Here is a 23,184-nt window from a genome sequence, read left to right on the forward strand (position 1 = left end):
GACACCACCTCCGAGCATAGGGGCTTAGTCTGACGCCATGCCTCGCTATGAGTACCGCTGCCGGACCTGCGGCGACACCTTCGAACTGAGCCGCCCGATGGCGCAGTCCGCCGACCCCGCCGACTGCCCCGCGGGCCACGACGACACCGTGAAATTGCTCTCCACGGTGGCCGTGGGCGGCACGAAGTCCGCCGCCCCCGCGCCCGGAGCGGGCGGCGGAGGCGGCGGTGGATGCTGCGGCGGCGGTTGCTGCGGCTGATGCCGTCCGCCGGATTCCTCAGGAGTTCTTCAGGAACTCCCGCAGGATGCGCTCCCCGGCCAGCACGCCCCGCTCGGGCAGGGCGGTGATCGCCGGGGCCGTCCAGGCGGCGTCGGCCAGCTCGCCGTGCCCGGGGCGCCAGCCCCGGTCGGCGGCCAGCAGCAGATCGGCGTCGAGCAGCGAGTCGCCCGCCGCCAGCGTCAGATCGGCGCCGGTGCGGCGGGCCACCTCGCGCACGGCCGCGCTCTTGGTCAGCGGCTTCGGCACGGCGTAGATCTTGCGGCCCTGGAGCGACACCGTCCAGCCGCGGTTCTCCGCCCAGACCGCGAGCTCCTTCACCCACTCCTCGGGCAGCAGCTCGCGCTCCACGACGAGATAGGCGAACAGGTCCTCGGCCACCCGCTGCTTGCGCAGCCACAACGGGTCGGCCGTCTTGGCCAGGTACTCCTCCACCTCGGCCAGCGGCGCGCACTCCTCGGCCAGCCGGGCCAGCACGCCCGCGTGCCAGTCCTGGTCCGTCGCGCCGTCGACCAGCAGATGGCCGCCGTTCGCGCAGATCGCGTACTTCGGCGCGGGGCCCGGCAGGTTGATGCGCTGGTACTGCTTGCGCGTCCGCGTGGTCGTCGGCACGAACACGGCCCGGTCGCCGAGGTCGGTCAGCAGCTGTGCCGACGTCTCCGTCATGAACGACAGCGGCCTGGCCTCGTGCACCTCCACGCAGAGCAGCCGCGGCGCCCGCGCGTCCGGCATGGTCAGCGCCAGGGCGGCCGCCGAGTAGATGAGCGTACGGTCGAGATCGCTCGCCACCAGAACCGGCATCAGACCGTCACCGCCTTGCCGTCGGCGCCGGTCGCGCCCCGGGTGAACTGCGGGTGGATCAGCCCCACGCAGGTGTACGGCAGGTCGTCGACCTCCTCGACGGGCACCCCGCGCTGTCCGGCGAGCAGCCGGACGTGGTCGAGGTCGGCGCCCGCCCCGGCCCGCGCCAGGATCTTCCACGGCACCCGCCGCAGCAGCACCCGGGTGGTCTCGCCGACCCCGGGCTTGACCAGGTTCACGTCGTGGATGCCGTACTCCTCGCTGATCCGCTCGACCGCGGCCCAGCCCTCCCAGCTCGGCGTGCGGTCACTGGCCAGCAGCTCCTTCACCGCGTCGCCGACCGCGTCGGCGACCTCGGGGAAGCGGGCGGCGACGGCGTCCAGGAAGGCCACCGAGACGTCGGTGCCGGCGAGTTCGCGGTAGAACTTCGCGCCGTGGAAGTCGTCCGGCCCGACCAGGTCGGCCCGCAGCACGGTCCGCGAGATGAGCCCCGAGACGGTGGAGTTGAGGCAGGCGGACGGGATCAGGAAGTCGTCGCGGGTGCCGTACGTCCGCACGCACGAACCCGGGTCGGCCAGCACCGCGATCTCCGCGTCGAAGCCGGCCGCGCCGCCGCCCGCCTCGAACTCCTCGATCGCCGCGGCCAGTTCCCTGGTGATCGCGCCCTTGCCGGTCCAGCCGTCGACGAAGACCACGTCACGCGGGTCGTGGTGGGCGGCCAGCCAGCGCAGGGCGTTGGCGTCGATGCCCCGGCCGCGCACGATCGACACCGCGTAGTGCGGCAGGTCGAGGCCGTGCCGGAACTGCGCCCAGCGGCGCATCAGCACACCGACCGGGGTGCCGGCCCGGGCGAGCGAGACGAGCACCGGCCGGGGGGAGCGCTCGGCGATCACCGTCTCCGTGACCACGCCCACGGCCTGCGCGATGCGCGCCGCGGACGTCTCCAGCGCCGCGTGGAACAGCTCCTGGTACTGCTCGCTGGGCTGGTACTCGACGGGCAGCGACTCGGCGTAGTGCGCGCCGCCGCTCTGGATGGCCTCCTCCCGCTCCTCGGTCGGCGCCTCCAGCGTCACGTCCGAGAGGTCCTGGAGCAGCCAGCCGACCTCCTCGGGCGGGTACGAGGAGAAGGCGGGGCCGCGGAGGGGCTCGGGCAGCATGGCGGGTCTCTCTTCCGACAAGGCGGCTGCGTACAGCGGCTCGGGGACGTACGACGGCACGACCGCGAGGACGACGTGCGGGGTGTGCGCGGCGAGCTGGGACAGCAGACCGCCGGGAGCGTGCAGCTCCCGGGTGTCGGCCACGGAGTCCACGACGGCGACGACGGCGTCGAACCCACCGCCCGCGACGTTATAGGCAAAACGCTCGCCGGGGCCGTCGGCCGGGTCGTCGTGCGCGGGGAAAACGATGCGGCTGCGTATCGCGTAGCCCGGGTCGTCGACCGCGAGGACGGGTGAGCGGGTGGTGGTCGAGCTGCGCACCTCGGCGGCCACCACCTGCTCCAGCTCACGGGCCAGCCGGAGCGGCGCGTACATCAGCTCTTCGAAACCGAGGACGAGGACGCGCGAGGCGTCCTCGGGTATCGCCTCGGCGAGGCGGGCGGCCATGGCGGGGAGGGCCGCCTCCAGCCGGGCCCGGTGCCCGGGCGTGAACCCGTGCCGGCCGCCGTCGGGGAGGCCGCGAGGCCAGTGCAGGTCGACGCGGGTCGTACGGCCGGGGGGCCGCGTCGGACCGGTGCGGTCCTCGTCCGGGCGGGCGTCGCCGGAGGCCGCGGACGACCGGCCGGCCGCCGCGGCGCTCCCGGCCTCGTGGCGGGCGACCAGTTCCTGGCCCTTCTCCAGCACGCCCTCCGGCAGGCGTACCGTCCCCGTCGCGGTGGTGACCAGGTCGACGCGGGCGCCGATCTCGCGCGCGAAGTCGTCCAGGCGGCCCGCGTCCGCCGCCGACCGCATGTCGACGAGGGCGACGACGACGTACCGCCGCCTCGGATAGCGCTCGTGCAGGGCCCGGACGGTGTTCAGGACGGTGTTGCCGGTCGAGAACTCGTCGTCGACCAGGACCAGCGGCCCGTCCCCGACCAGCAGCGCCGGGTCCTCCGGCAGGAGCAGGTGCGAGGTCGCGTGCGAGTGGGACTCCTCGAAGCCGCCCGCCTGGGCCACCCCGGCGACCGGGCGCCGGGTGGAGTGCAGATAGGGGGCGGTGCCGAGGCCGTCGGCGACCGAGTGGCCGAGGCCGGTGGCGGTCTCCGCGTAGCCCAGGACGACCGCCTCGGCCGATTCCTCGGGGCCCAGCAGCTCACGGACCCGGCGGCCCAGGGCGAGCCCGTGGCCGTGCACCACGGAGGGCGACTGCGGGACGTGCTTGCCCAGCACGTTGGAGACCAGCAGGTGCGCCCGCTTGGGGTTGCGGCGCAGGGCCAGCCCCAGCAGCCCGGTCAGCGCGTCGTCGCCCACGAGCTCGACACCGAGCCGCTCGGCGACCCACGTCCCGGACCAGATCCCGTCGTCCCCGTTGTTCACTGCGTTGTTCATGCGTCCCTTGTGAGTGAGGTGGTTCTTCAGCCGGGTATTCCGGCGGCGAGCAGGTCGACGAAGCTGACGTCCTCGTGCGCGACACCGAAGACCTCGGCGCGGAGCATGGTGCGCTCGGCCCAGGCGCGGTGCGGCTTCACCTCGTTCATCTTGTTCGTGTACTGCGACCGCAGCACACCTCCGCCGCCGCGTTCCGGCCGCAGGATGTCCACCGCGTCGCTGTACTCCTCGTGACTGACGACGGACAGCGCGTGCACGGCCGGCACGTGCGAAGGGTGGATGCAGGTCTTGCCCAGCAGGCCGTTGGCGTGATCCAGGGAGATCTCGCGCAGCAGCCCGTCCATCGCGTGCTCGATCAGTCTCTCGCGCAGCTCGACGGCCTGCCCCTCCAGGAAGGGACTGTGCCGCAACATCGGCTTGAACATGCGCTCGGGGACCCGGAAGTACTCCCACACGGGCCCGGTCACCGTGAACCCGGTGCCGTCGGCCCGGCCCAGCATGTTCACCACGTCGGCGATCACCGAGGCGACGATCTGGACGTCGTACGCGGTCATGTCGGGCGCTCTGCGCAGCCCGTACGAGGAGCAGAAGTCGGTCACGCCGAGGCGCAGCGCGAGGACCCGGCTGCGGTACTTGTCGACGGCGCGGGCGATGCCCTCCAGGGCGTCCACCCGCGACTCGCGGTACATCAGCTCGGGCGTCTCCAGGACGGGCATGCCGAACAGCCGCCGCCCGCTCGCCGTCTCGGCGCCCGCCAGCGCCTCCAGGAAGGGGATGCCCCGCTCCTCGGTGAACTTCGGGAAGACGAACCCGCTCAGCAGCTCCACGGTGGCCCCGAGCCGCCGGACCAGGTCGGGGATCTGCTCGGGCGTCCGCACCCGGATGAAGAGCAGCGGCAGCTCCGTGCCCTCCGCGTCCCGGCGCCGGGCCAGGTCGGCGAACTGCCGGACCAGGTTCTCCTCGCCGGCCTCGACGTCCTCGTCGCCGATGGAGTCCTCCAGGCACAGCACCATCGACACCACGCCGCGCCCCGCCTGCTTGACGATGTCGTCCGCCAGCCGGGGCCGGGTGGCCGGGCTGTACAGCGTGGCGCCCAGGGCCGCGGAGAGCAGCCTGGCCGGGGAGTCCGTGTCGAAGACGCACGGCTCCCGGTAGAAGAGGCGCTGTCGCACCTCAGGGGCGAGGTGCCCGAAATGACGCATAAATCTCCCCCGTGGTGCAAGGTGAGCCTGTGGATTCGGTATGAGGTGGCCGGTAATAGTACGTAGGGATCCGTGTCAGAGGTTCCCACCCGGCATGAATTTCAGGTAACTCGCGGATGAGACTTGCCGTGTACCCCGCGTTGTCGTGAGCAGGCCCGAGAAGGCAGGATGACCGCATGACGCACGCGATGCTGAAGGGGTCGAACGTCCCGCTGGAAGCCACCACGGTACGCGCCGTGCTGCGCTGGACCCCCGGGCAGGGGGTTCCGGACGTCGACGCCTCGGCGCTGCTCCTCGGCCTCGACGGCCGTGTGCGCTCCGACGAGGACTTCGTCTTCTACAACCAGCCCCGGCACCCTTCCGGGAAGGTGTGGCGGCTCGGCAAGAAGCGCGTCGCCGAGGGCCTCACGGACACCATCCAGACGGATCTGTCGGGTGTCGAGTCCGGCGTCGGCCAGATTCTGCTGGTCGCTTCGGCGGACGGCGTGACGTTCGACCGCGTACGTTCCCTCAGCATCGTGCTGTACGACGCGGCGGCCGACGGCGAGCCGCTGGCCACGTTCGACATCCGCCCCGAGACGGGCGAGGAGACGGCGCTGATCTGCGGCGAGCTGTACCGGCGCGGCGAGGGCTGGAAGTTCCGCGCCCTCGGCGAGGGCTACTCCAACGGTCTCAAGGGCCTGGCCACCGACTTCGGCATCTCGGTGGACGAGTCGGAGGAGGCGTCGGCGGCCCCCGAACCGGCCCCCCGGACGCCCAGCCTCTCCCAGCCCCTGCCGCCCGAGCAGCCGGCCTCGGCCGTCCCCCAGCCGCAGCCGGCGTACGGCTACCCGGCCAGCCTGCCGACCTACGGCTACGGTTATCCGGACGGCACCTTCCGGCTCCCGCCGCAGGGTCCCCAGTTCGTCGGGCGGTGAGCCGCCGGGGACCCGGGCGCTACTTCTCGGCCTTCGTCTTGTAGCCCCGGCCCCATTGCAGGCCCCAGCCGTACAGCCGGTCCAGCTCCGCCTGGAAGCCGTACACGAACCGCACCTCGCGGCGCACCATGAGCTCGTCCTTCACGTTCTCGATCATCACCACCGCGCAGGAGCGGGCCTGCGGGTGCCGTTCGTCGAGGCCTATCTCGATCCGCGGCCCGTTGCTGGGGTACAGCGTGACGATCGCGTGCGTACGGTCGAACGCCGGCGTCTGGTCGTAGATGTAGACGAAGACGAGCAGCCGCTTGATCTGCTCCCGGTGGTCGAGGTTGACGTACATCGTCTCGCCGGACGCCGACCCGAACCGGTCGTCCCCGCTGAGCTTCACGTACGGAGCCGCGTTCACGTCCCCCAGCAGGCCGCCCAGCGGCTGCACGACGCCCTTCGTCCCGTCGGCCAGCTCGTACAGGCAGCCGAGGTCGAGGTCGACGTTCACCATGCTCTGGCTGTGGCCGACGACCTCCGGCGGCCGCAGCGCCTTGAAGGGGTGGCGCAGCAGGCTCTCCCGCTGCGGTCCGCCGATGTCGGACGTCCGCATCCGCCAGGTCAGGTTGACGCGCAGGTTGCCGGTGGCGGCCCCCTGCCGGGTCAGGGAGACCTGATGGTGCCGCTTGGTCAGTTCGATCGCGTTGGTGGCCGCGTTGCCCGAGTCGAAGTCGGCGGCCCGGCTGCCCAGCAGCCCGTCGAAGATGCCCATTCCCGCCCCCACGTCCACTGATGAAAACCGGCGGGGCGGCCGGTGGAGGACTCGTCCCTCACCGGCCGCCCCGCTCAGAGCGTTCCTCGCTCGAAAGGTGATCACACCCCGGACGAGACCTCAGTCTTCTCGTCCGAGCCCTGTGCTTTTCCCTCGGCCGCCGCCAATGCGCGGTTGCGGCGCACGGAGGACCAGAAGGACCACCCGATCAGGACGACACCGACGAGGCCGGTGATGACCTCGTTGATCTGGTACTGGATGGTGACCATGAGGATCACGGCGAGGGCGCCGATCGCGTAGTGGGCGCCGTGCTCCAGGTAGACGTAGTCGTCGAGGGTGCCCTGGCGGACCAGGTACACGGTCAGCGAACGGACGTACATCGCGCCGATGCCCAGACCCAGCGCCATCAGCACGATGTCGTTGGTGATGGCGAAGGCGCCGATCACGCCGTCGAAGGAGAAGGACGCGTCGAGGACCTCGAGGTACAGGAACATGAAGAACGCGGCCTGGCCGGCCAGGACGACGGGCGACCGCTTCTTGCCGGTGCGCGCGGCCTCTTCCTCCTCCTCGTGCTCGCGTTCCTCCTCTTCCTCGAGCTTGTCCTCGAAGTAGCCGGAGAGCCCGCCGACGACCATGTACGTGATCAGACCGGCGATGCCGGAGATCAGCACCGTCTCCGCCTTGTCGGCGTGCGCGCCGCCGTGCTGGTGGGCGTGGGCGGCGAAGGTGAAGGAGCTGATCAGCAGGACGATCAGCGCGATGCAGACCGACAGCATGTCGACCTTGCCGAGCTTGGCCAGGGGCCGCTCGATCCAGCGCAGCCACTGGATGTCGCGGTCCTCGAAGATGAAGTCCAGGAAGATCATCAGCAGGAACATGCCACCGAAGGCGGCGATCGACGGGTGAGCGTCGGTGACCAGTTGCTGGTACTGGTCCTTGTCGTTGAGCGCGAGATCGACGGCGTCGATCGGGCCGATCTTGGCGCTGATGGCGACGATCACGACGGGGAAGACCAGCCGCATGCCGAAGACGGCGATGAGGACACCCACCGTGAGGAAGATTTTCTGCCAGAAGGCACTCATCTTCTTCAGGATTCCGGCGTTGACCACCGCATTGTCGAAGGACAGCGAGATCTCGAGGATGGAGAGGATCGCCACGATGCCGAAGGCCTCCCACCCCCCGTAGAAGACCGCTGCGACCAGGCCGAGCGCGGTGACCGCGAACGACCAGCCGAAGGTTTTCAGAAGCACTGGCTACCCAATCGTGTATGTACGGGTCTCCCCCGCGCCGTACTCGGCTTTACGAAACGTTGACTCCGAAGTCTAGAGCGATGCCCCGCAGCCCCGACGCGTACCCCTGCCCCACGGCCCTGAACTTCCATTCGCCCTGGTAGCGATAGAGCTCACCGAAGATCATCGCGGTCTCCGTGCTGGCGTCCTCGCTCAGGTCGTAGCGGGCGAGCTCCTGCCCGTCGGCCTGGTTGACGACCCGGATGAAGGCGTTGGAGACCTGGCCGAAGGTCTGGCCCCGCTCGTCGGCCATGTGGATGGAGACCGGGAAGACGATCTTGTCGCACTGGGGTGGCACCTTGGAGAGGTCCACCAGGAGCGACTCGTCGTCGCCCTCGCCCTCACCGGTCAGGTTGTCGCCGGTGTGCTCCACCGAGCCGTCCGGGCTCTTGAGCTGGTTGTAGAAGACGAACCACTCGTCCCCCATCACCCGCCCGCTGTTGCACAGCAGCGCACTGGCGTCGAGGTCGAAGGGGGCTCCGGTGGTGGAGCGCGCGTCCCAGCCGAGTCCGATCATCACCTGAGTGAGGTTCGGCGCGGCCTTGGACAGGGAGACATTGCCTCCCTTGGCGAGCGTGACGCCCATGATTGCTGGTCCTCCCCTAGGTGGTGCTCAGTGCTTCCTCATGGGTTGTCCTGCGCGTCCGGCGCCGCCCGTAAACGGTGCGGCGCCGGACGGTCGGACCTTCGGGTCCTGCGGGTGGCTCAGACGTTGACGCCGAAGTCCTGCGCGATACCGCGCAGACCCGAGGCGTAGCCCTGTCCGATGGCGCGGAACTTCCACTCCGCACCGTGCCGGTACAGCTCGCCGAAGACCATCGCGGTCTCGGTCGACGCGTCCTCGCTGAGGTCGTAGCGGGCGATCTCGGCGCCGCCGGCCTGGTTCACGACGCGGATGAACGCGTTGCGGACCTGACCGAAGGACTGCTGCCGGTTCTCCGCGTCGTAGATCGACACCGGGAAGACGATCTTCTCGATGTCGGCCGGGACGCCGGCGAGGTTGACCTTGATCGCCTCGTCGTCGCCCTCGCCCTCACCGGTGGTGTTGTCACCGGTGTGCTCGACGGAGCCGTCGGGGCTCTTGAGGTTGTTGAAGAAGACGAAGTTGGCGTCGCTGCCGACCTTGCCGGAGCTGTCCAGCAGCAGCGCGCTGGCGTCCAGGTCGAAGTCGGTGCCGGTCGTGGTGCGGACGTCCCACCCCAGACCGACGATGACCGCGGTCAGGCCCGGGGCCTCCTTGGTCAGCGATACGTTGCCGCCCTTGCTGAGGCTGACTCCCACAAGTCCTCCATTGGTGTCCTGGGGCGGGGAGCCCCTGGTGCGTCGGATATCGGATCAACGAGTCGATCCTAGTGACGGGTTCCCGCCCCACGCAGGCCCTGGACCCGAAGAATCACAGGGTGTCGAGCGCGGCGACGTACTCCCCGAGGTCGCGGGCGTCCGGCAGCGCGTTGACGACGGTCCAGCGCACCAGGCCCTGCTTGTCGATGACGAAGGTGCCGCGCACCGCGCAGCCCTTGTCCTCGGCGAAGACGCCGTAGGCGCGGCTGACCTCGCCGTGCGGCCAGAAGTCGCTGAGCAGCGGGTATTCCAGGCCCTCCTGCTCGGCGAAGACGCGCAGGGTGTGGATGGAGTCGTTCGAGACGGCGAGCACCTGGGTGTCCCGGTCGGCGAACCTGGGCAGGTTGTCGCGCACCTCGCACAGCTCGCCCGTGCACACGCCGGTGAAGGCGAAGGGATAGAAGAGCAGGACGACGTTCTTGCTCCCGTGGAAGTCGGAGAGCTTCACGGCGCGGCCGTGGTTGTCCTTGAGCTCGAAGTCGGGGGCCTTGTCGCCGACCTGGATCGCCATCGCCTGATTGTCCCTTCGGTGAGGCTGTCTGGGTGAGTCCACCCTACGCAGCGAACGCCGAAGGCCGCCGGACGGGCAGAGCACGAGGACTCGGCCCGCCCGGCGTCACTTCAGATCACTTCTTCGGACGTCACTCCCTGGACATCACTTCTTGGACTTCGCGGCCTTGGGCGTCACCAGCCGGCTGCCACTCCAGTCCTTGCCCACGCTGACGCTCTTGCTGGCCGACAGACCCGCAGTCGTCGAGGCTTCGGAGATGTCGCTCGGCTCCACGTATCCCGTACGGCCGGTCTTCGGCGTCAGGAGGAGGATCGACCCGCCTTCTTCGATGTACGTGGTGGCGTCCACCAGCGCATCCGTCAGGTCTCCGTCATCGTCGCGGAACCAGAGCACCACGGCGTCGGCGACGTCGTCGTAGTCCTCGTCCACCAGATCGCTGCCGATGACTTCCTCAATGGACTCGCGGAGCTCCTGGTCGACGTCGTCGTCGTAGCCGATCTCCTGGACCACCTGCTCGGGCTGGAAACCCAGCCTGACGGCAGGGCTGGTCCGCTCCTCCGCGTGGTCCGCGGTCGCGCTCACGGGTTGCCTCCTGATCATGATTCGGATGGGGGTGCCCCCGGGCCCGTCCAGGGCGTGGGGGGAAACTCAGCCACGCGCGTGCGCGAAGCATTGGCCGTAGTCCACACGGGCGGGGCGGATCGCGCAAGTACCCGGCGGTTCGGACCGCCGAAACGGTGACGATCCTGGCCGTGTCGACGCAACTGCAGGCACACGATTCGGACGGATGGTGACGTACACCACACCTATCTGCCCTGTTTGCGCATTTGAGAACCATCCAAGGGTACGAGATTCGAACGAGTGCCGGTTACCTCGGGGTAGAGATGACGTTTGCGGCCCCTAGGTACACGATGGGGGCGGTGCAGGCACTGGAGAGTGAGCGGGACGCCCCGCGAGGCACCCGCGAGGCACGAACGAGAAACAGCGTCCCCCACAGCCCCACACAGCCCTCTGACAGGTAAGGAACAGCGTGGCTTCCGGATCCGATCGCAACCCGATCATCATTGGCGGCCTTCCGAGTCAGGTTCCTGACTTCGACCCCGAGGAAACCCAGGAGTGGCTCGACTCCCTCGACGCCGCGATCGACGAGCGCGGCCGGGAGCGGGCCCGCTATCTGATGCTCCGGCTGATCGAACGGGCCCGCGAGAAGCGCGTGGCCGTACCCGAGATGCGCAGCACGGACTACGTCAACACCATCCCCACCAGGGCCGAGCCCTTCTTCCCGGGCAACGAGGAGATCGAGCGCCGGATCCTCAACGCGACCCGCTGGAACGCGGCCGTGATGGTGTCCAGGGCCCAGCGGCCGGGCATCGGGGTGGGCGGGCACATCGCCACCTTCGCCTCCTCGGCGTCCCTCTACGACGTCGGCTTCAACCACTTCTTCCGCGGCAAGGACGAGGGCGACGGCGGCGACCAGGTCTTCTTCCAGGGGCACGCCTCCCCGGGCATCTACGCGCGCGCGTTCCTGCTGGACCGGCTGAGCGAGGAGAACCTGGACGCGTTCCGCCAGGAGAAGTCGAAGGCGCCGCACGGGCTGTCCTCGTACCCGCACCCGCGCCTGATGCCGGACTTCTGGGAGTTCCCGACCGTGTCGATGGGCCTCGGCCCGATCGGCGCGATCTACCAGGCGCGGATGAACCGCTACATGCACGCGCGCGGGATCGCCGACACGTCGAAGTCGCATGTGTGGGCGTTCCTCGGCGACGGCGAGATGGACGAGCCGGAGTCGCTCGGCCAGCTGACCATCGCCGCGCGTGAGGGCCTGGACAACCTGACCTTCGTCGTCAACTGCAACCTCCAGCGGCTGGACGGCCCGGTTCGCGGCAACGGCAAGGTCATCCAGGAGCTGGAGTCGGTCTTCCGGGGCGCCGGCTGGAACGTGATCAAGCTGATCTGGGACCGCTCCTGGGACCCGCTGCTCGCCCAGGACCGCGACGGCACCCTCGTCAACAGGATGAACACGACGCCGGACGGCCAGTTCCAGACCTACGCCACCGAGTCCGGCGCCTACATCCGCGACCACTTCTTCGGCGACGACCAGCGGCTGCGCGCCATGGTCGAGGGCATGACCGACGACCAGATCCTGCACCTGGGCCGCGGCGGTCACGACCACCGCAAGATCTACGCGGCGTTCAAGGCGGCCGTGGAGCACACCGGCCAGCCGACGGTCATCCTCGCCAAGACGGTCAAGGGCTGGACGCTGGGGCCGAACTTCGAGGGCCGCAACGCCACCCACCAGATGAAGAAGCTGACGGTCTCCGACCTCAAGGGCTTCCGTGACCGGCTGCACCTGCCGATCTCCGACAAGGAGCTGGAGGGCGGCCTCCCGCCGTACTTCCACCCCGGCCGGAACTCGGAGGAGATCCAGTACATGCACGACCGCCGCAAGGGCCTCGGCGGTTACGTCCCGACCCGTGTCGTGCGCTCGAAGCCGCTCGCACTGCCGGACGACAAGGCGTACGCGAGTGTGAAGAAGGGCTCCGGCCAGCAGTCCATCGCGACGACCATGGCCTTTGTGCGGCTCCTCAAGGACCTCATGCGGGACAAGGAGCTGGGCAAGCGCTTCGTGCTGATCGCGCCGGACGAGTACCGCACGTTCGGCATGGACTCCTTCTTCCCGAGCGCGAAGATCTACAACCCGCTCGGCCAGCAGTACGAGGCGGTGGACCGGGATCTGCTGCTCGCCTACAAGGAGTCGCCGACCGGGCAGATGCTGCACGACGGCATCTCGGAGGCCGGCTGCACGGCGTCCCTGATCGCGGCGGGCTCGGCGTACGCCACGCACGGCGAGCCGCTGATCCCGGTGTACGTCTTCTACTCGATGTTCGGTTTCCAGCGCACCGGCGACCAGTTCTGGCAGATGTCGGACCAGCTGGCGCGCGGTTTCGTACTGGGCGCGACCGCCGGGCGTACGACCCTGACCGGTGAAGGCCTCCAGCACGCGGACGGCCACTCGCAGCTGCTCGCCTCGACGAACCCCGGCTGCGTCGCCTACGACCCGGCCTTCGGTTTCGAGATCGCGCACATCGTGCGGGACGGTCTGCGCCGGATGTACGGCGGTTCCGCCGAGCACCCGCACGGTGAGGACGTCTTCTACTACCTGACCGTCTACAACGAGCCGATCCAGCACCCGGCCGAGCCGGACGGCGTGGACGTCGAGGGCATCCTCAAGGGCGTGTACCGCTTCAGCGCGGGCACCTCGGGTTCGATCCCGGCGCAGATCCTCGCCTCCGGCGTGGCCGTCCCCTGGGCCGTCGAGGCGCAGAGGATCCTCGCCGAGGACTGGAACGTCAAGGCGGACGTCTGGTCCGCGACCTCCTGGAACGAGCTGCGGCGCGAGGCCGTCGAGGTCGAGCGGCACAACCTGCTGCACCCGGAGGAGGAGCAGCGGGTGCCGTACGTGACCCGCAAGCTGGCCGGGGCCGAGGGACCGTTCGTGGCCGTCTCGGACTGGATGCGGTCGGTTCCCGACCAGATCGCGCGCTGGGTGCCGGGCACGTACCAGTCGCTGGGCGCGGACGGCTTCGGCTTCGCGGACACCCGGGGAGCGGCCCGCCGCTTCTTCCACATCGACGCCCAGTCGATCGTCGTGGGGGTGCTGACCGAGCTGGCCAAGGAGGGCAAGGTCGACCGGTCGCTGCTGAAGCAGGCCGTCGACCGGTACCAGCTGCTGGACGTCTCGGCGGCCGACCCCGGGGCGGCCGGAGGCGACGCGTAGCACCGGGGCGCACGCAGGGGTGGTGGAGCAGCAGAGGGCTCCACCACCCCTTACTCGTTCTTTACGATGCGGGCATGCAAGAACAATCGGCGCAGAGCCGTTGGGAGCTCTGGACCCAGCGGCCGTTGCTGGCCCTCGCGGTGGTGTTCGCCGTCGCCTACGCCGTGCCGATCGTGGACACCTCGGCCGACCGCACGCTGACCGCCGTCTGCACCGCGGTCGAGTGGGTGGTGTGGGGGGCGTTCGCCGCGGACTACGTGGTCCGCCTGGCGCTGGCGTCCGACCGGTGGCGGTTCGTGCGCACGCACTGGCTGGACCTGTGCGCGGTGGTGCTGCCGCTGGCGCAGCAGCTCAAGCTGCTGCGGCTGGTCTCGACGCTGCTGCTGGTGGGGCGGCGGGCGCGGATGGCCTCGCAGATCCGGATGACGACGTATGTGGTGGGGGCGGTCGTCGGGCTGCTGATGTTCGGTTCGCTCGCCGTGCTCTCGGTGGAGCGGGAGTCGCCGGACGGGAACATCCGCACGCTGGGTGACGCGTTGTGGTGGTCGTTCACGACCATGACGACCGTGGGGTACGGGGACCACGCGCCGACCACCGGGCTGGGGCGGATCATCGCCGTCGGGCTGATGCTCTCCGGGATCGCGCTCCTCGGTGTCGTGACCGCGAACATCGCCGCGTGGTTCATCGCCCGGTTCGACAAGGACGACGTCGAGGAACGCGCCCAGACGGAGGCGATCCTGGCCCTGACGCAGGAGGTGCGGGCGCTGCGGGCGGAGGTGGCGGCGCTGCGGGACGGGCCCGCCGGGGCGCTGCCCCCGGCTTCCACGCCCGTGCCGACCCACCACCCGTCCCGGTAGGCCGGGGCCGGCCGGCTCTACAGCAGGCCGCTGCCGGGACCGGTGGCTCCCGCCAGCCAGACGATCGCGAGCAGGGTGTCGATCGCGCCGAGGACGACGGCGACCAGGGCCGGTACCGGACGGGAACCCGCCCAGCTGCGGCCCATGGCCAACCAGCCGCAGACGATCGCCGCCGGGCCGAGGACGATCCCCAGCGCGAAGAATCCGGCGACCGCGCAGACGAGGCCGACGATGCCGAGCGTCGCGCGATCCGGCCCGGTCCGTGACCCCATGCGGCCACGTGAGCGGGGGTACCTGCGCGTGCCGTTTCCGAAGCCGGCCATCGAACAACTCCCTGATTTCCGGGGATGTGTTGTTCTTCGGGTACCCCTGACACGCGGAACATTCCCCGCAGTTGCCGGGCAGTCGGCGCGCTGTCCCCCTCCGGCAGCGCGCCGCGGCCCTGGCCGCCCTCCCATCCGGAGGGCTTGACCCACTGTGACCTGTGGCGCGCCCCGGAGGCGAGGAACCTTTAGCGTTGTCACCCTGATAGGGGAAACTTGTTGAAGTTCCGTCAGATGTGACCCACGCCCGCGCCCGCCTCCGCGTTCTCGCCCCGCTTGGTGAGCAGCGCGACGAACACGGCGACGACCGCGACCCCGGCGGCCACCAGGGAGGCGAGGCTCATCCCGGAGATGAACGTGTCGTGCGCGACGTCCGTGATCTTCGCGGCGATCGCTCCGGGGGTACCCTCGGCCACCGGCGCCACACCGACCTGGACCGCCTCGGAGGCCTGGTCCAGCTGGGCCGGGGTGAGCTCGGGCAGGCCGGCGCCCTTCCAGTTGCCGGGCAGGTCGCCGTCCACCTTGGAGGCCATCACGGCGCCCAGCACGGCCGTGCCGAGGCTGCCGCCGATCTGCATGGCCGCCTGCTGGAGTCCGCCCGCGACGCCGGACAGCTCCATGGGGGCGTTGCCCACGATGACCTCCGTCGCGCCGACCATGACCGGGGCGAGACCGAAGCCCAGCAGGGCGAACCAGATCGACATGAGACCGCTGCCGGTGTCCGTCTCCAGCGTGGACATGCCGTACATGGCGATCGCGGTGGCGGCCATGCCGCCCGCCAGCGGGATGCGCGGGCCCAGCTTGGTGATCGCCGCGCCCGCGAGCGGGGAGCCGACGATCATCATGCCGGTCAGCGGGAGCAGGTGCAGACCCGCGTCGATCGGGCTCATGCCGTGCACGTTCTGGAGGTAGAACGTCACGAAGAACAGGCCGCCCATGAAGGCGATCGCCATCAGGACCATCAGGACCACACCCGCCGACAGCGGGACCGAGCGGAACAGCGCCAGCGGGACGAGCGGCTCCGCGACCTTCGTCTCCCAGTAGGCGAAGGCCGCGAAGAGCACCGCGGAGCCGACGAGGAAGGCCCAGGTCATGCCGTCGGCCCAGCCCCAGGTCGGCGCCTTGATCAGGGCCCAGACCAGGCAGAACATCGCGCCCGAGAGGAGGGCGATGCCGAGGAGGTCGAAGGAGCGCGGGGCGTTCTCGGCGCGGTGGTCGCGCAGGATCAGCACGCCCAGGACCAGGGCGAGGGCGCCGACCGGCACGTTGATGAAGAACACCGACTGCCAGTTGACGTGCTCGACGAGGACGCCGCCGAGGATCGGGCCGCCGGCCGTGGACGCGCCGATGACCATGCCCCACAGGCCGATGGCCATGTTGAGCTTCTCGGCCGGGAAGGTCGCGCGCAGCAGGCCCAGCGCGGCCGGCATCAGCAGGGCGCCGAACAGACCCTGGAAGACGCGGAAGGTGACGACCAGGCCGATGCTGTCGGACAGGCCGATCGCGCCGGAGGCGGCCGCGAAGCCGACGACGCCTATCAGGAACGTCTGCCGGTGGCCGAAGCGGTCACCGAGCTTGCCCGCGGTGATCAGGGAGACCGCGAGGGCGAGGAAGTAGGCGTTGGTGATCCACTGGACCTCGGCGAAGGTGGCGCCCAGGTCGCTGGCGATGGCCGGGTTGGCGATGGCCACGATGGTGCCGTCGAGGGCCACCATCATGACGCCGACGGCGACGGTGATGAGGGTGAACCACGGGTGGCCGCGCAGCCCCTTGGCGGGCTGCCCGTCCGACGGGTCCGCCGGCGCTTTGCCGCCCGGTCCCGTCGCGTCGATGGTGGTCTGACTGGTCATGCGTTCGAGGTTAGTGACAGCCGCTGACAATTGACAAACGAGTTCATAAGTCGGTAACTGACACATCATGGAAACTCTGCGTGAGCGCAAGAAGCAGCGCACCCGGGACGCGTTGCTGCGCGCCGCGGTGGAGCTGTTCACCTCGCAGGGGTACGAGCGGACCACCGTCGACGAGATCGCCGCCGCCGTCGACGTCTCCCAGCGCACCTTCTTCCGCTACTTCGCCGGCAAGGACGAGGCCGCGCTGGCCCTGGTGGAGATGACGGTGGAGCGGTTCGTCGAGGCGGTGCGCGCGCGTCCGCCGCACGAGCCGCCGCTGGAGGCGCTGCGCCAGGCGGTGCTGGCCGGCTGGTACTCGATCAACGAGGTCGTCGAGTCCGTCGTACCCGTGGAGCTGTATCTGCGCATGTACCGGGTGATCGAGTCGACGCCGGTGCTGCTCGCCGCGCATCTGCGGCGCTCGGCGGAGGTGGAGGAGGACCTGGCGCGGGTGATCGCCGCCCGCGAGGGGCTCGACCCGGACGCCGATCCGCGGCCGCGGCTCGCGGTGGCGGTGTTCAGCGGGGTGATGCGGGTGACGGAACGGCAGTGGTCCACGGGCGCCGACTTCAGCCTGGACCGGATCCGCGCGCTCACGTCCCAGTATCTCGACGAGGTGGGTCCGGCGCTGCTGGGGGACTGGCGCGCGACCTGACGGACATACCCTGGGCCTGGCGGACATAGAGGCGTAAAAGCCTTTATGACCCTTGCCATGCCCGCTGAAACGTGATCCCCGTCACTTGGGTCACCCGAGACCCTCCCGTTCTCCTAGTGTGTCCTTTCAGTGACTTCCTTCGACACCTCCCCGCAACTCAACGTCTGGCGCGCCCTGGCCGCGCTGGCCGTCGTGTTCGTGATGCTGGCGACCACCGGCTGGACGGCCCTGCGCCACCAGCGGGAGACCACCGCCCTCCAGACCTCGCGCTCGGAGTGGGAGCACGGCCGGCTGGCCGGGCACGAGCTGCCGGACCCCGGCTCCGCGCCCGCCCGGCTCGCCCGCTTCTTCGCCTCGCTGACCGCCGCGCAGCGCACCGCGCTCGTGCGCGACTACCCGCTCGCGGTGGGCAACATGAACGGCGCCCCCGCCGAGCTGCGCTATCGCGCCAACCGGGTGGCGCTGCTCCAGCAGGCGCGGCTCGAGCGCACCCGCATGCACGACAACCGGCTCACGCCCTCGGGGCAGCAGCTGGCCGGCCGGCGCATGCACCGCTACGAGTCGATGAGCACCGCCGGCCGGCAGATCCTCGCCTTCGATCCGGAGGGCTCCGGCCGGGTCGCCGAGGTGTTCGGCAGCCTGGACCGGGCCGAGCGGATCTCCGTCGTCGTCCCCGGCGTCGACACCGACCTGCTCACCTTCCAGCGCACGAACCGCAAGTACTCGGCGCCGGTCGGCATGGCCCAGGCCCTCTACGCGGCCGAGCGCGAGGCGAGCCCGTCGACGCGCACGGCCGTGATCGCCTGGGCGGACTACACCTCCCCCGACGGGCTCGGCATCGACTCGGCCACCGCGATGCGCGCCGAGAGCGGCGCCGTCCGGCTGAACGCCCTGCTGACCGCCCTGCCGGGCAGCGCGCCCGTCTCGATGTTCTGCCACAGCTACGGATCGGTGGTGTGCGGGGTGGCCGCGCACGACATGCCGGACCGGGTGGCCGACATCGCGGTGGCCGGCAGCCCCGGGATGCGGGTGGAGAACGCGTCCCAGCTGGACACCGACGCCCGGGTGTGGGCGATGCGGGACGCCGACGACTGGGTGCAGGACGTGCCGCACCTGGAGGTCGGCGGCCTCGGGCACGGCGAGGACCCGATGGCGCGGGGGTTCGGCGCGCGGGTGCTGTCGGCGCGGGAGGCCGAGGGCCACGGCGGCTACTTCGAACCGGGTACGGACAGCCTGCGCAACTTCGCCGAGATCGGCACCGGCGCGTACCGCTCGGTGGAGTGCGCCCACGATGATGCCGCCTGCACGGCGGGTTTGTCCGATACGACAGAGGCCGGACGCGCGTAGAGACGCAGGAATTGCGGCGCGCGCGGGGAGGGGACGAAGAATGGGTGTCCCGCATACGATGAGCCGCATGGGTGACGTACTGGCCGGATTTCATGCCGCCTGGGAGTTCGATTCCGACTCCGTCCTCATCCGCTACGAACGGGGGCTGCGCACGCCCAAGCTGCTGTCGGCACTGGGCGAGCGCCGGATTCCGCTGGCGGCCATCGGTCGGGTGACCCTGACCGCCGGCAAGCGCGGGACCGTCGTGCTCCGGGCGGAGCCGAGGCCCGGGGCCGATCCGCTGATGGAGGCGGCCGCGGGACAGCTCAAGGAAGGGTGCGACCCGTACCGGCTGGTGCTGCCCGCCCAACGGGAGACGCTGGCCGAGTACTACGCCGACGAACTGCGGGCGCGGTTGACCGACTCGGGGCCGGCGGAACGGTTCCTCGTGGACGCGCCCGAGGCCCCGCTGTCGTTCAAGGCGTACGACGGGAAGGCCTCGTTCGACGGCCGCACCGTGCGGTTCCGGTGGTTCTGGACGGGCGCCTCGTCGGCGAAGTGGAAGGCCGGCGACCAGAGTTTCGCCGTGTCCGCGCTGAGCGGCGTCGAGTGGCGCTCGCCCGAGGTGTTCGAGGGGCATCTGCGGCTGCTGCGCGGCGAGGCCGCCGCGGTGCCGGCCGACCAGGATCCGGCGACCGTGGTCTTCGGGCTGGGGTACGGGCCGGTGCACGAGTCCCTGCCGTTCGCGGCGGCGGTCCTCGCGGCGGTCCGCGGACGCGGAGGCGCGTCCGCGGTCCAGGCGGCGGCCGTCCCGGCCGCGGTCGCGCCGCGCCGGGACCCCGCCGACATCGCCGAGCGGATCCGGCACCTCGGGGAGCTGCACCTGGCCGGGCTGGTCACCGACGAGGAGTTCTCCGCCAAGAAGGCCGAGTTGCTGGCCGAGCTGTAGGGCCTCTCCCGCGCCCCGCCGGTCCTTCGGACCCGCCGAGGTCACGCACCGCGACCCCGGGCGGCCCGGGCGGGAAGGGGCGAGGCCCCGGCCCTCACTCGCGTCCGGCGGAGGTGAACGTCATGTCCGTGTAGCGGTCGCCCGCCACCTTGTCCGCGATGGGCTCCAGCAACGCCAGCTCCTGCGGCGACAGTTCGACGGCCGTCGCCGCCGTGTTCTCCTCCACCCGGCTGGGCTTGCGGGTGCCCGGGATCGGGACCACGGACAGGCCGTGGACCCGGGACTGCTGCTGGACCCAGGCCAGGGCGATCTGACCGGGCGTCGCCCCGTGGGCCCGCGCGACCGCGCGGACCGGGTCCAGGAGGGCCCCGTTGGCGGCGGCGTTGTCGCCGGTGAAGCGGGGCTGCTGACGGCGGAAGTCGTCGGCGGTGAGGTCCTGTTCGGCGTCGGCGAAGGAGCCGGTGAGGAAGCCCCGGCCGAGCGGGGAGTACGCGACCAGGGTCACGCCCAGCTCACGGGCGGCCGGGACCACCTGGGCCTCGATGTCGCGGCTGAACAGCGACCACTCCGACTGCACCGCGGCGATGGGGTGCACCTCCTGGGCCGCGCGCAGTTCGGCGGCCGTCACCTCGCTCAGGCCCAGCTGCTTGACCTTGCCCTCGCGCACCAGTTCGGCCATGACGCCGACGGTGTCCTCGATCGGCACGTTCACATCGCGGCGGTGCATGTAGTAGAGGTCGATGACGTCGACGTCCAGCCGCGCCAGGCTCGCCTCGACGGACCGGCGGATGTACGGCGCGTCGTTGCGGATGATCCGCCGGGTCGGGTCGTCCGGCGGAACCGCCAGGGCGAACTTGGTCGCGATCACGACCTCGTCGCGGTGGGCCTTGAAGAACGGGGAGAGGAACCTCTCGTTCTCACCCGCGCCGTACGCGTCCGCCGTGTCGTACATCGTGACGCCGAGCTCCAGGGCGCGCTCCAGCGTGGCCCGGGACTCCCTCGCGTCCGTGGGACCGTAGGCGAAGCTCATGCCCATGCAGCCGAGGCCCTGGACGCCGATCTCGGGGCCTCGCCCGCCGAGTCGTGCCGTCGGGATCCTGGGGTCGGTCATCGGGCGGTCCTTTCCGCTTCGTCGTACTGGACGCCGGTGGCGTCCGCATAGAAATCGATCTTGCGGTCGAGCACGGCGAGGGTGTCCTGGAGTTCGGCGATCCGGGCCCGGACGTCCCGCCGCGTCGCCTCCAGCAGCTCGTACCGCTCACGGAACGTGTCCTCGCCCGCCCGCACCAGCTCGGCGTACCGCACCATGTCGGCGACCGGCATGCCGGTCAGCCGCAGCTTCCCGACGAGGTCGAGCCAGTCCAGGTCACGGTTGCTGTAGCGACGCTGGCCGGTGTGCGAGCGGTCGATGTGGGACATCAGCCCGATCCGCTCGTACCAGCGCAGGGTGTGGGCGGTGAGGCCGGTGAAGGCGACGACCTCGCTGATCGTGTAGCTGTCCTGCCCGTCCGGACGGGGGTGCCGCGGGGGTGGCGCGGAGCAGACGTCCGGGGGGTTCGGGGTTTGCTCGATGGTCACGGGCGTGGTCTGCAACACCGTCATGTCCTCCACGCTATGGCCTTGGAGTGCGCTCCAAGCAAGCGGAATCGGTAAGAAGACGGGGGGAAGCGGCCGGATCACGCTGACTGGCGTGCGAGGCATGAGCCTTGTGCGCCGTGCCCTGCCCGAGGACGCCGCCGAAGGGCTGCGGCTGCGCCAAGTGATGATCGACTCGATTCCTCCGGTGGGCGCCTCCACCGGCCGGCACGCCGAGTCCCTGCCCGCCCTGCGGGAGCGGCTCGCCGAACCCGACGGGACCTCCGGGCCTTCGTCGTGGATCACCCGGAACGGCCGGGGGCGCCGGGGGCGCCGGGGGCGCCGGTCGTCGGGACGATCGAGCACCGGATCGGCCGGGCCGGCAACCCGCGGGGTGTCATCGGCTTCGTCTTCAGCGTCGCCACCGACCCGGACGCGCGCCGCCGCGGGTAGGCGCGCGCGGGCAGGGACGCGCTGCCGGAGTGGTTCCGGTCGCGGGGCGTCGTGCAGGTCCACCTCACCGCGTCCGCCGACGCGGCTCCGCTCTGCGCCTCGCTGGGCTTCGAGCCGAAGCCGGACCCCTTGATGGAGCTGCTGCTCCGAGCCGCATAGGCTCGACGGCATGTCGCTCAAGAGCCTCGAATCGATCGAGAACTGGCCGGTTCCCTCCGCCTCGGCGGGTGTCGTGCGGGCCGACGGCACGGTCCTGGGGACCCACGGCCCGGTCGGTCGGCGCTTCCCGCTCGCCTCGGTCACCAAGCCGCTCGCCGCGTACGCCGCCCTCGTCGCGTACGAGGAGGGCGCGATCGAGCTGGACGAACCGGCCGGCCCGCCCGGCGCCACGGTCCGCCATCTCCTCGCGCACACCTCCGGACTGGCCTTCGACGAGCACCGGGTGACGGCGCCTCCCGGGGAGCGGCGGCTGTACTCCAACGCCGGGTTCGAGCAGCTCGGCGACCACCTGGCGAAGGCGACGGAGATCCCGTTCGCGGAGTATCTGCGGCAGGCGGTGCTGGAGCCGCTGGGGATGACCGGCACCTCCCTGGAGGGCTCCCCGGCGAAGGACGGCGTCTCCACGGTCGAGGACCTGCTGCGGTTCGCGGCGGAGGTGCAGGCGCCCCGGCTGCTGGACCCGCGGACGGTGGCGGCGGCGATGACCGTGCAGTACCCGGGGACGAAGGGCGTGCTGCCGGGCTACGGGCACCAGAACCCCAACGACTGGGGGCTCGGCTTCGAGATCCGCGACTCCAAGTCGCCGCACTGGACGGGGAGTTCGTCCTCGCCGCGCACCTTCGGGCACTTCGGGCAGTCCGGGACGTTCCTGTGGGTGGACCCCGGGGCGGGCGTCGCCGGGGTCGCCCTGACGGACCGGGCGTTCGGGCCGTGGGCGGTCGAGGCGTGGCCCGTGTTCACCGACGCGGTGCTGGCCGAGGTGCGGGCCGGGGCTACGGGCCTGCCGGGCTGAACACCCAGATCAGCAGCTCCGCGTCGGTCACGCCGACCGCCTCCGCGTCCTTCGCGTCCGTGATGCGTGCCGCGTCCCCCGGCGCCAGCTCCTCGCCGTCCAGGCGGGCCGCGCCGCGGACGACGTGGACGTAGACCTGCGGCCCGTCCGGCACCGCCGTGCGCTCCCCCGCGCCCAGCCGCCGCACGTGCAGCATCGCGCCCGCCTCCGGCACGGCGTACGGGGTGGAGTCGGCGATGCCGCGCACCGTCTCGTAGGACGGCTCGCCGCCGGGGTCGAAGGGGGCCAGCCACATCTGGACGAAGGCCAGCGGCACGTCGGCGTCGTTGCGCTCCACGTGCCGCACGCCGCCCGCGGAGCTGAGCCGCTGCACGTCCCCGGGGCGGACCACGCTCTCGTGACCGGTGGAGTCGCGGTGCGTGAGCTCGCCCTCGACCACCCAGGTCACGATCTCGGTGTGGCTGTGGGGATGCTCGTCGAAGCCGGCGCCGGGCGCGAGGCGCTCCTCGTTGCAGGCGATCAGCGGACCGAAGCGGAGGTTGCCGGGGTCGTAGTGGGGGCCGAAGGAGAAAGCGTGCCGGGTGTCGATCCCGGCGGCCGGGTCCCCGCCTCGGTAGCGCGCGTCGGCGCGCCGTACGTCCATCACCCGTCCACGGTAGACCCGCCGCCGTCCGTGCGGGACCGTGCGGCGGGCGCATGGCCGGCCCTCCCGCGACCCGGCGGCGCACTCCCCCGTCCCGATAA

Annotated in this window: 22 protein-coding genes and 1 pseudogene; 9 read left to right on the forward strand and 14 right to left on the reverse strand. The window is 70.8% G+C overall.

Annotation, left to right across the window (positions count from 1 at the left end):
* Nucleotides 1-37 precede the first annotated feature (37 nt).
* The gene (locus J2X68_RS01345) at nt 38-259 is read left to right on the forward strand and encodes a zinc ribbon domain-containing protein (protein ID WP_310430528.1); all 222 of its coding nucleotides are present in this window, start codon (nt 38-40) and stop codon (nt 257-259) included.
* Nucleotides 260-277: 18 nt separating this feature from the next.
* Here J2X68_RS01345 and J2X68_RS01350 read toward each other — a convergent pair whose 3' ends face one another.
* The 3 genes from J2X68_RS01350 to J2X68_RS01360 are packed head-to-tail and all read right to left on the reverse strand — an operon-like array spanning nt 278 to nt 4,808.
* Complete coding sequence (locus tag J2X68_RS01350; protein WP_310430529.1) at nt 278-1,078, reverse strand: HAD family hydrolase; 801 nt, start codon at nt 1,076-1,078, stop codon at nt 278-280.
* Nucleotides 1,078-3,606 (reverse strand): phosphoribosyltransferase, encoded by a 2,529-nt coding sequence (locus J2X68_RS01355; protein ID WP_310430530.1) that lies wholly within the window; start codon nt 3,604-3,606, stop codon nt 1,078-1,080. The genes J2X68_RS01350 and J2X68_RS01355 overlap by 1 nt, the downstream gene beginning before the upstream one ends.
* A 26-nt stretch (nt 3,607-3,632) precedes the next feature.
* On the reverse strand, nt 3,633-4,808 hold the full coding sequence (locus tag J2X68_RS01360; protein WP_310430531.1) for an HpcH/HpaI aldolase/citrate lyase family protein: 1,176 nt from the start codon (nt 4,806-4,808) through the stop codon (nt 3,633-3,635).
* 176 nt (nt 4,809-4,984) lie between these two features.
* Between J2X68_RS01360 and J2X68_RS01365 the strand changes: the two genes are divergently transcribed.
* Nucleotides 4,985-5,725, forward strand: coding sequence for a TerD family protein (locus tag J2X68_RS01365; protein WP_310430532.1), 741 nt, complete (start codon nt 4,985-4,987; stop codon nt 5,723-5,725).
* A 19-nt stretch (nt 5,726-5,744) separates the two neighbouring features.
* Here the strand turns inward: J2X68_RS01365 and J2X68_RS01370 are convergent, their stop codons facing one another.
* From J2X68_RS01370 to J2X68_RS01395, 6 genes are all read right to left on the reverse strand, one after another.
* The gene (locus J2X68_RS01370; protein WP_310430533.1) at nt 5,745-6,482 is read right to left on the reverse strand and encodes a Tellurium resistance; all 738 of its coding nucleotides are present in this window, start codon (nt 6,480-6,482) and stop codon (nt 5,745-5,747) included.
* A gap of 101 nt (nt 6,483-6,583) precedes the next feature.
* Entirely contained in the window at nt 6,584-7,732 is a 1,149-nt protein-coding gene (locus J2X68_RS01375; protein ID WP_310430534.1) for a DUF475 domain-containing protein, read from the reverse strand.
* Nucleotides 7,733-7,781: 49 nt separating this feature from the next.
* Nucleotides 7,782-8,357: a TerD family protein gene (locus J2X68_RS01380; RefSeq protein ID WP_020126912.1), complete on the reverse strand. Its 576-nt coding sequence runs from the start codon at nt 8,355-8,357 to the stop codon at nt 7,782-7,784.
* A 119-nt stretch (nt 8,358-8,476) separates the two neighbouring features.
* Nucleotides 8,477-9,052: a calcium homeostasis/redox stress adaptation protein gene (locus tag J2X68_RS01385; protein ID WP_020126913.1), complete on the reverse strand. Its 576-nt coding sequence runs from the start codon at nt 9,050-9,052 to the stop codon at nt 8,477-8,479.
* Between the two features lie 112 nt (nt 9,053-9,164).
* Nucleotides 9,165-9,623: a peroxiredoxin gene (locus J2X68_RS01390; protein WP_310430535.1), complete on the reverse strand. Its 459-nt coding sequence runs from the start codon at nt 9,621-9,623 to the stop codon at nt 9,165-9,167.
* A 144-nt stretch (nt 9,624-9,767) separates the two neighbouring features.
* Nucleotides 9,768-10,205, reverse strand: a complete 438-nt coding sequence (locus J2X68_RS01395; protein ID WP_020126915.1) for a DUF3052 domain-containing protein — start codon at nt 10,203-10,205, stop codon at nt 9,768-9,770.
* A 448-nt stretch (nt 10,206-10,653) separates the two neighbouring features.
* Between J2X68_RS01395 and aceE the strand changes: the two genes are divergently transcribed.
* Entirely contained in the window at nt 10,654-13,401 is a 2,748-nt protein-coding gene (gene aceE / locus J2X68_RS01400; protein WP_310430536.1) for a pyruvate dehydrogenase (acetyl-transferring), homodimeric type, read from the forward strand.
* Between the two features lie 74 nt (nt 13,402-13,475).
* Nucleotides 13,476-14,258, forward strand: a complete 783-nt coding sequence (locus tag J2X68_RS01405; RefSeq protein WP_310430537.1) for a potassium channel family protein — start codon at nt 13,476-13,478, stop codon at nt 14,256-14,258.
* A gap of 17 nt (nt 14,259-14,275) precedes the next feature.
* Here the strand turns inward: J2X68_RS01405 and J2X68_RS01410 are convergent, their stop codons facing one another.
* Together J2X68_RS01410 and J2X68_RS01415 are read right to left on the reverse strand one after the other, a co-directional pair.
* Nucleotides 14,276-14,581 (reverse strand): small hydrophobic protein, encoded by a 306-nt coding sequence (locus tag J2X68_RS01410; RefSeq protein WP_310430538.1) that lies wholly within the window; start codon nt 14,579-14,581, stop codon nt 14,276-14,278.
* Between the two features lie 230 nt (nt 14,582-14,811).
* Nucleotides 14,812-16,431, reverse strand: coding sequence for an MFS transporter (locus J2X68_RS01415; RefSeq protein WP_310430539.1), 1,620 nt, complete (start codon nt 16,429-16,431; stop codon nt 14,812-14,814).
* 67 nt (nt 16,432-16,498) lie between these two features.
* Between J2X68_RS01415 and J2X68_RS01420 the strand changes: the two genes are divergently transcribed.
* The 3 genes from J2X68_RS01420 to J2X68_RS01430 all read left to right on the forward strand — a co-directional run bounded on the left by J2X68_RS01420 (nt 16,499) and on the right by J2X68_RS01430 (nt 19,400).
* Nucleotides 16,499-17,125, forward strand: a complete 627-nt coding sequence (locus J2X68_RS01420; protein WP_310430540.1) for a TetR family transcriptional regulator — start codon at nt 16,499-16,501, stop codon at nt 17,123-17,125.
* Nucleotides 17,126-17,254: 129 nt separating this feature from the next.
* Nucleotides 17,255-18,472, forward strand: coding sequence for an alpha/beta hydrolase (locus tag J2X68_RS01425; RefSeq protein ID WP_310430541.1), 1,218 nt, complete (start codon nt 17,255-17,257; stop codon nt 18,470-18,472).
* Nucleotides 18,473-18,530: 58 nt separating this feature from the next.
* Nucleotides 18,531-19,400, forward strand: a complete 870-nt coding sequence (locus J2X68_RS01430) for a DUF4429 domain-containing protein (RefSeq protein WP_310430894.1) — start codon at nt 18,531-18,533, stop codon at nt 19,398-19,400.
* Between the two features lie 94 nt (nt 19,401-19,494).
* On the opposite strand, the gene J2X68_RS01435 is transcribed toward J2X68_RS01430, so the two are convergent.
* Nucleotides 19,495-20,511 (reverse strand): aldo/keto reductase, encoded by a 1,017-nt coding sequence (locus J2X68_RS01435; protein WP_310430542.1) that lies wholly within the window; start codon nt 20,509-20,511, stop codon nt 19,495-19,497.
* Complete coding sequence (locus tag J2X68_RS01440) at nt 20,508-21,002, reverse strand: MerR family transcriptional regulator (protein ID WP_310430543.1); 495 nt, start codon at nt 21,000-21,002, stop codon at nt 20,508-20,510. Before J2X68_RS01440 ends, J2X68_RS01435 begins: the two co-directional genes overlap by 4 nt.
* Nucleotides 21,003-21,099: 97 nt before the next feature.
* Between J2X68_RS01440 and J2X68_RS01445 the strand changes: the two are divergent.
* Together J2X68_RS01445 and J2X68_RS01450 are read left to right on the forward strand one after the other, a co-directional pair.
* Nucleotides 21,100-21,587 (forward strand): annotated as a pseudogene (locus J2X68_RS01445) (GNAT family N-acetyltransferase).
* 10 nt (nt 21,588-21,597) lie between these two features.
* Nucleotides 21,598-22,440 carry a serine hydrolase domain-containing protein gene (locus J2X68_RS01450; RefSeq protein WP_310430544.1) on the forward strand — a complete coding sequence of 281 codons (843 nt, stop codon included), beginning with the start codon at nt 21,598-21,600 and terminating at the stop codon, nt 22,438-22,440.
* On the opposite strand, the gene J2X68_RS01455 is transcribed toward J2X68_RS01450, so the two are convergent.
* The gene (locus tag J2X68_RS01455; RefSeq protein WP_310430895.1) at nt 22,421-23,083 is read right to left on the reverse strand and encodes a pirin family protein; all 663 of its coding nucleotides are present in this window, start codon (nt 23,081-23,083) and stop codon (nt 22,421-22,423) included. The genes J2X68_RS01450 and J2X68_RS01455 overlap by 20 nt on opposite strands.
* Nucleotides 23,084-23,184 lie beyond the last annotated feature (101 nt).

Source organism: Streptomyces sp. 3330, from assembly GCF_031456635.1.
GTDB lineage: Bacteria > Actinomycetota > Actinomycetes > Streptomycetales > Streptomycetaceae > Streptomyces.

Excerpts from the sequence above, each read along its gene's own strand:
- J2X68_RS01345 (WP_310430528.1), top strand. The coding sequence starts at position 38 with ATGCCTCGCTATGAGTACCGCTGCCGGACCTGCGGCGACACCTTCGAA.
- J2X68_RS01350 (WP_310430529.1), bottom strand. The coding sequence starts at position 1,078 with ATGCCGGTTCTGGTGGCGAGCGATCTCGACCGTACGCTCATCTACTCG.
- J2X68_RS01355 (WP_310430530.1), bottom strand. The coding sequence starts at position 3,606 with ATGAACAACGCAGTGAACAACGGGGACGACGGGATCTGGTCCGGGACG.
- J2X68_RS01360 (WP_310430531.1), bottom strand. The coding sequence starts at position 4,808 with ATGCGTCATTTCGGGCACCTCGCCCCTGAGGTGCGACAGCGCCTCTTC.
- J2X68_RS01365 (WP_310430532.1), top strand. The coding sequence starts at position 4,985 with ATGACGCACGCGATGCTGAAGGGGTCGAACGTCCCGCTGGAAGCCACC.
- J2X68_RS01370 (WP_310430533.1), bottom strand. The coding sequence starts at position 6,482 with ATGGGCATCTTCGACGGGCTGCTGGGCAGCCGGGCCGCCGACTTCGAC.
- J2X68_RS01380 (WP_020126912.1), bottom strand. The coding sequence starts at position 8,357 with ATGGGCGTCACGCTCGCCAAGGGAGGCAATGTCTCCCTGTCCAAGGCC.
- J2X68_RS01390 (WP_310430535.1), bottom strand. The coding sequence starts at position 9,623 with ATGGCGATCCAGGTCGGCGACAAGGCCCCCGACTTCGAGCTCAAGGAC.
- J2X68_RS01405 (WP_310430537.1), top strand. The coding sequence starts at position 13,476 with ATGCAAGAACAATCGGCGCAGAGCCGTTGGGAGCTCTGGACCCAGCGG.
- J2X68_RS01410 (WP_310430538.1), bottom strand. The coding sequence starts at position 14,581 with ATGGCCGGCTTCGGAAACGGCACGCGCAGGTACCCCCGCTCACGTGGC.
- J2X68_RS01415 (WP_310430539.1), bottom strand. The coding sequence starts at position 16,431 with ATGACCAGTCAGACCACCATCGACGCGACGGGACCGGGCGGCAAAGCG.
- J2X68_RS01420 (WP_310430540.1), top strand. The coding sequence starts at position 16,499 with ATGGAAACTCTGCGTGAGCGCAAGAAGCAGCGCACCCGGGACGCGTTG.
- J2X68_RS01430 (WP_310430894.1), top strand. The coding sequence starts at position 18,531 with ATGAGCCGCATGGGTGACGTACTGGCCGGATTTCATGCCGCCTGGGAG.
- J2X68_RS01435 (WP_310430542.1), bottom strand. The coding sequence starts at position 20,511 with ATGACCGACCCCAGGATCCCGACGGCACGACTCGGCGGGCGAGGCCCC.
- J2X68_RS01440 (WP_310430543.1), bottom strand. The coding sequence starts at position 21,002 with ATGACGGTGTTGCAGACCACGCCCGTGACCATCGAGCAAACCCCGAAC.
- J2X68_RS01450 (WP_310430544.1), top strand. The coding sequence starts at position 21,598 with ATGTCGCTCAAGAGCCTCGAATCGATCGAGAACTGGCCGGTTCCCTCC.
- J2X68_RS01455 (WP_310430895.1), bottom strand. The coding sequence starts at position 23,083 with ATGGACGTACGGCGCGCCGACGCGCGCTACCGAGGCGGGGACCCGGCC.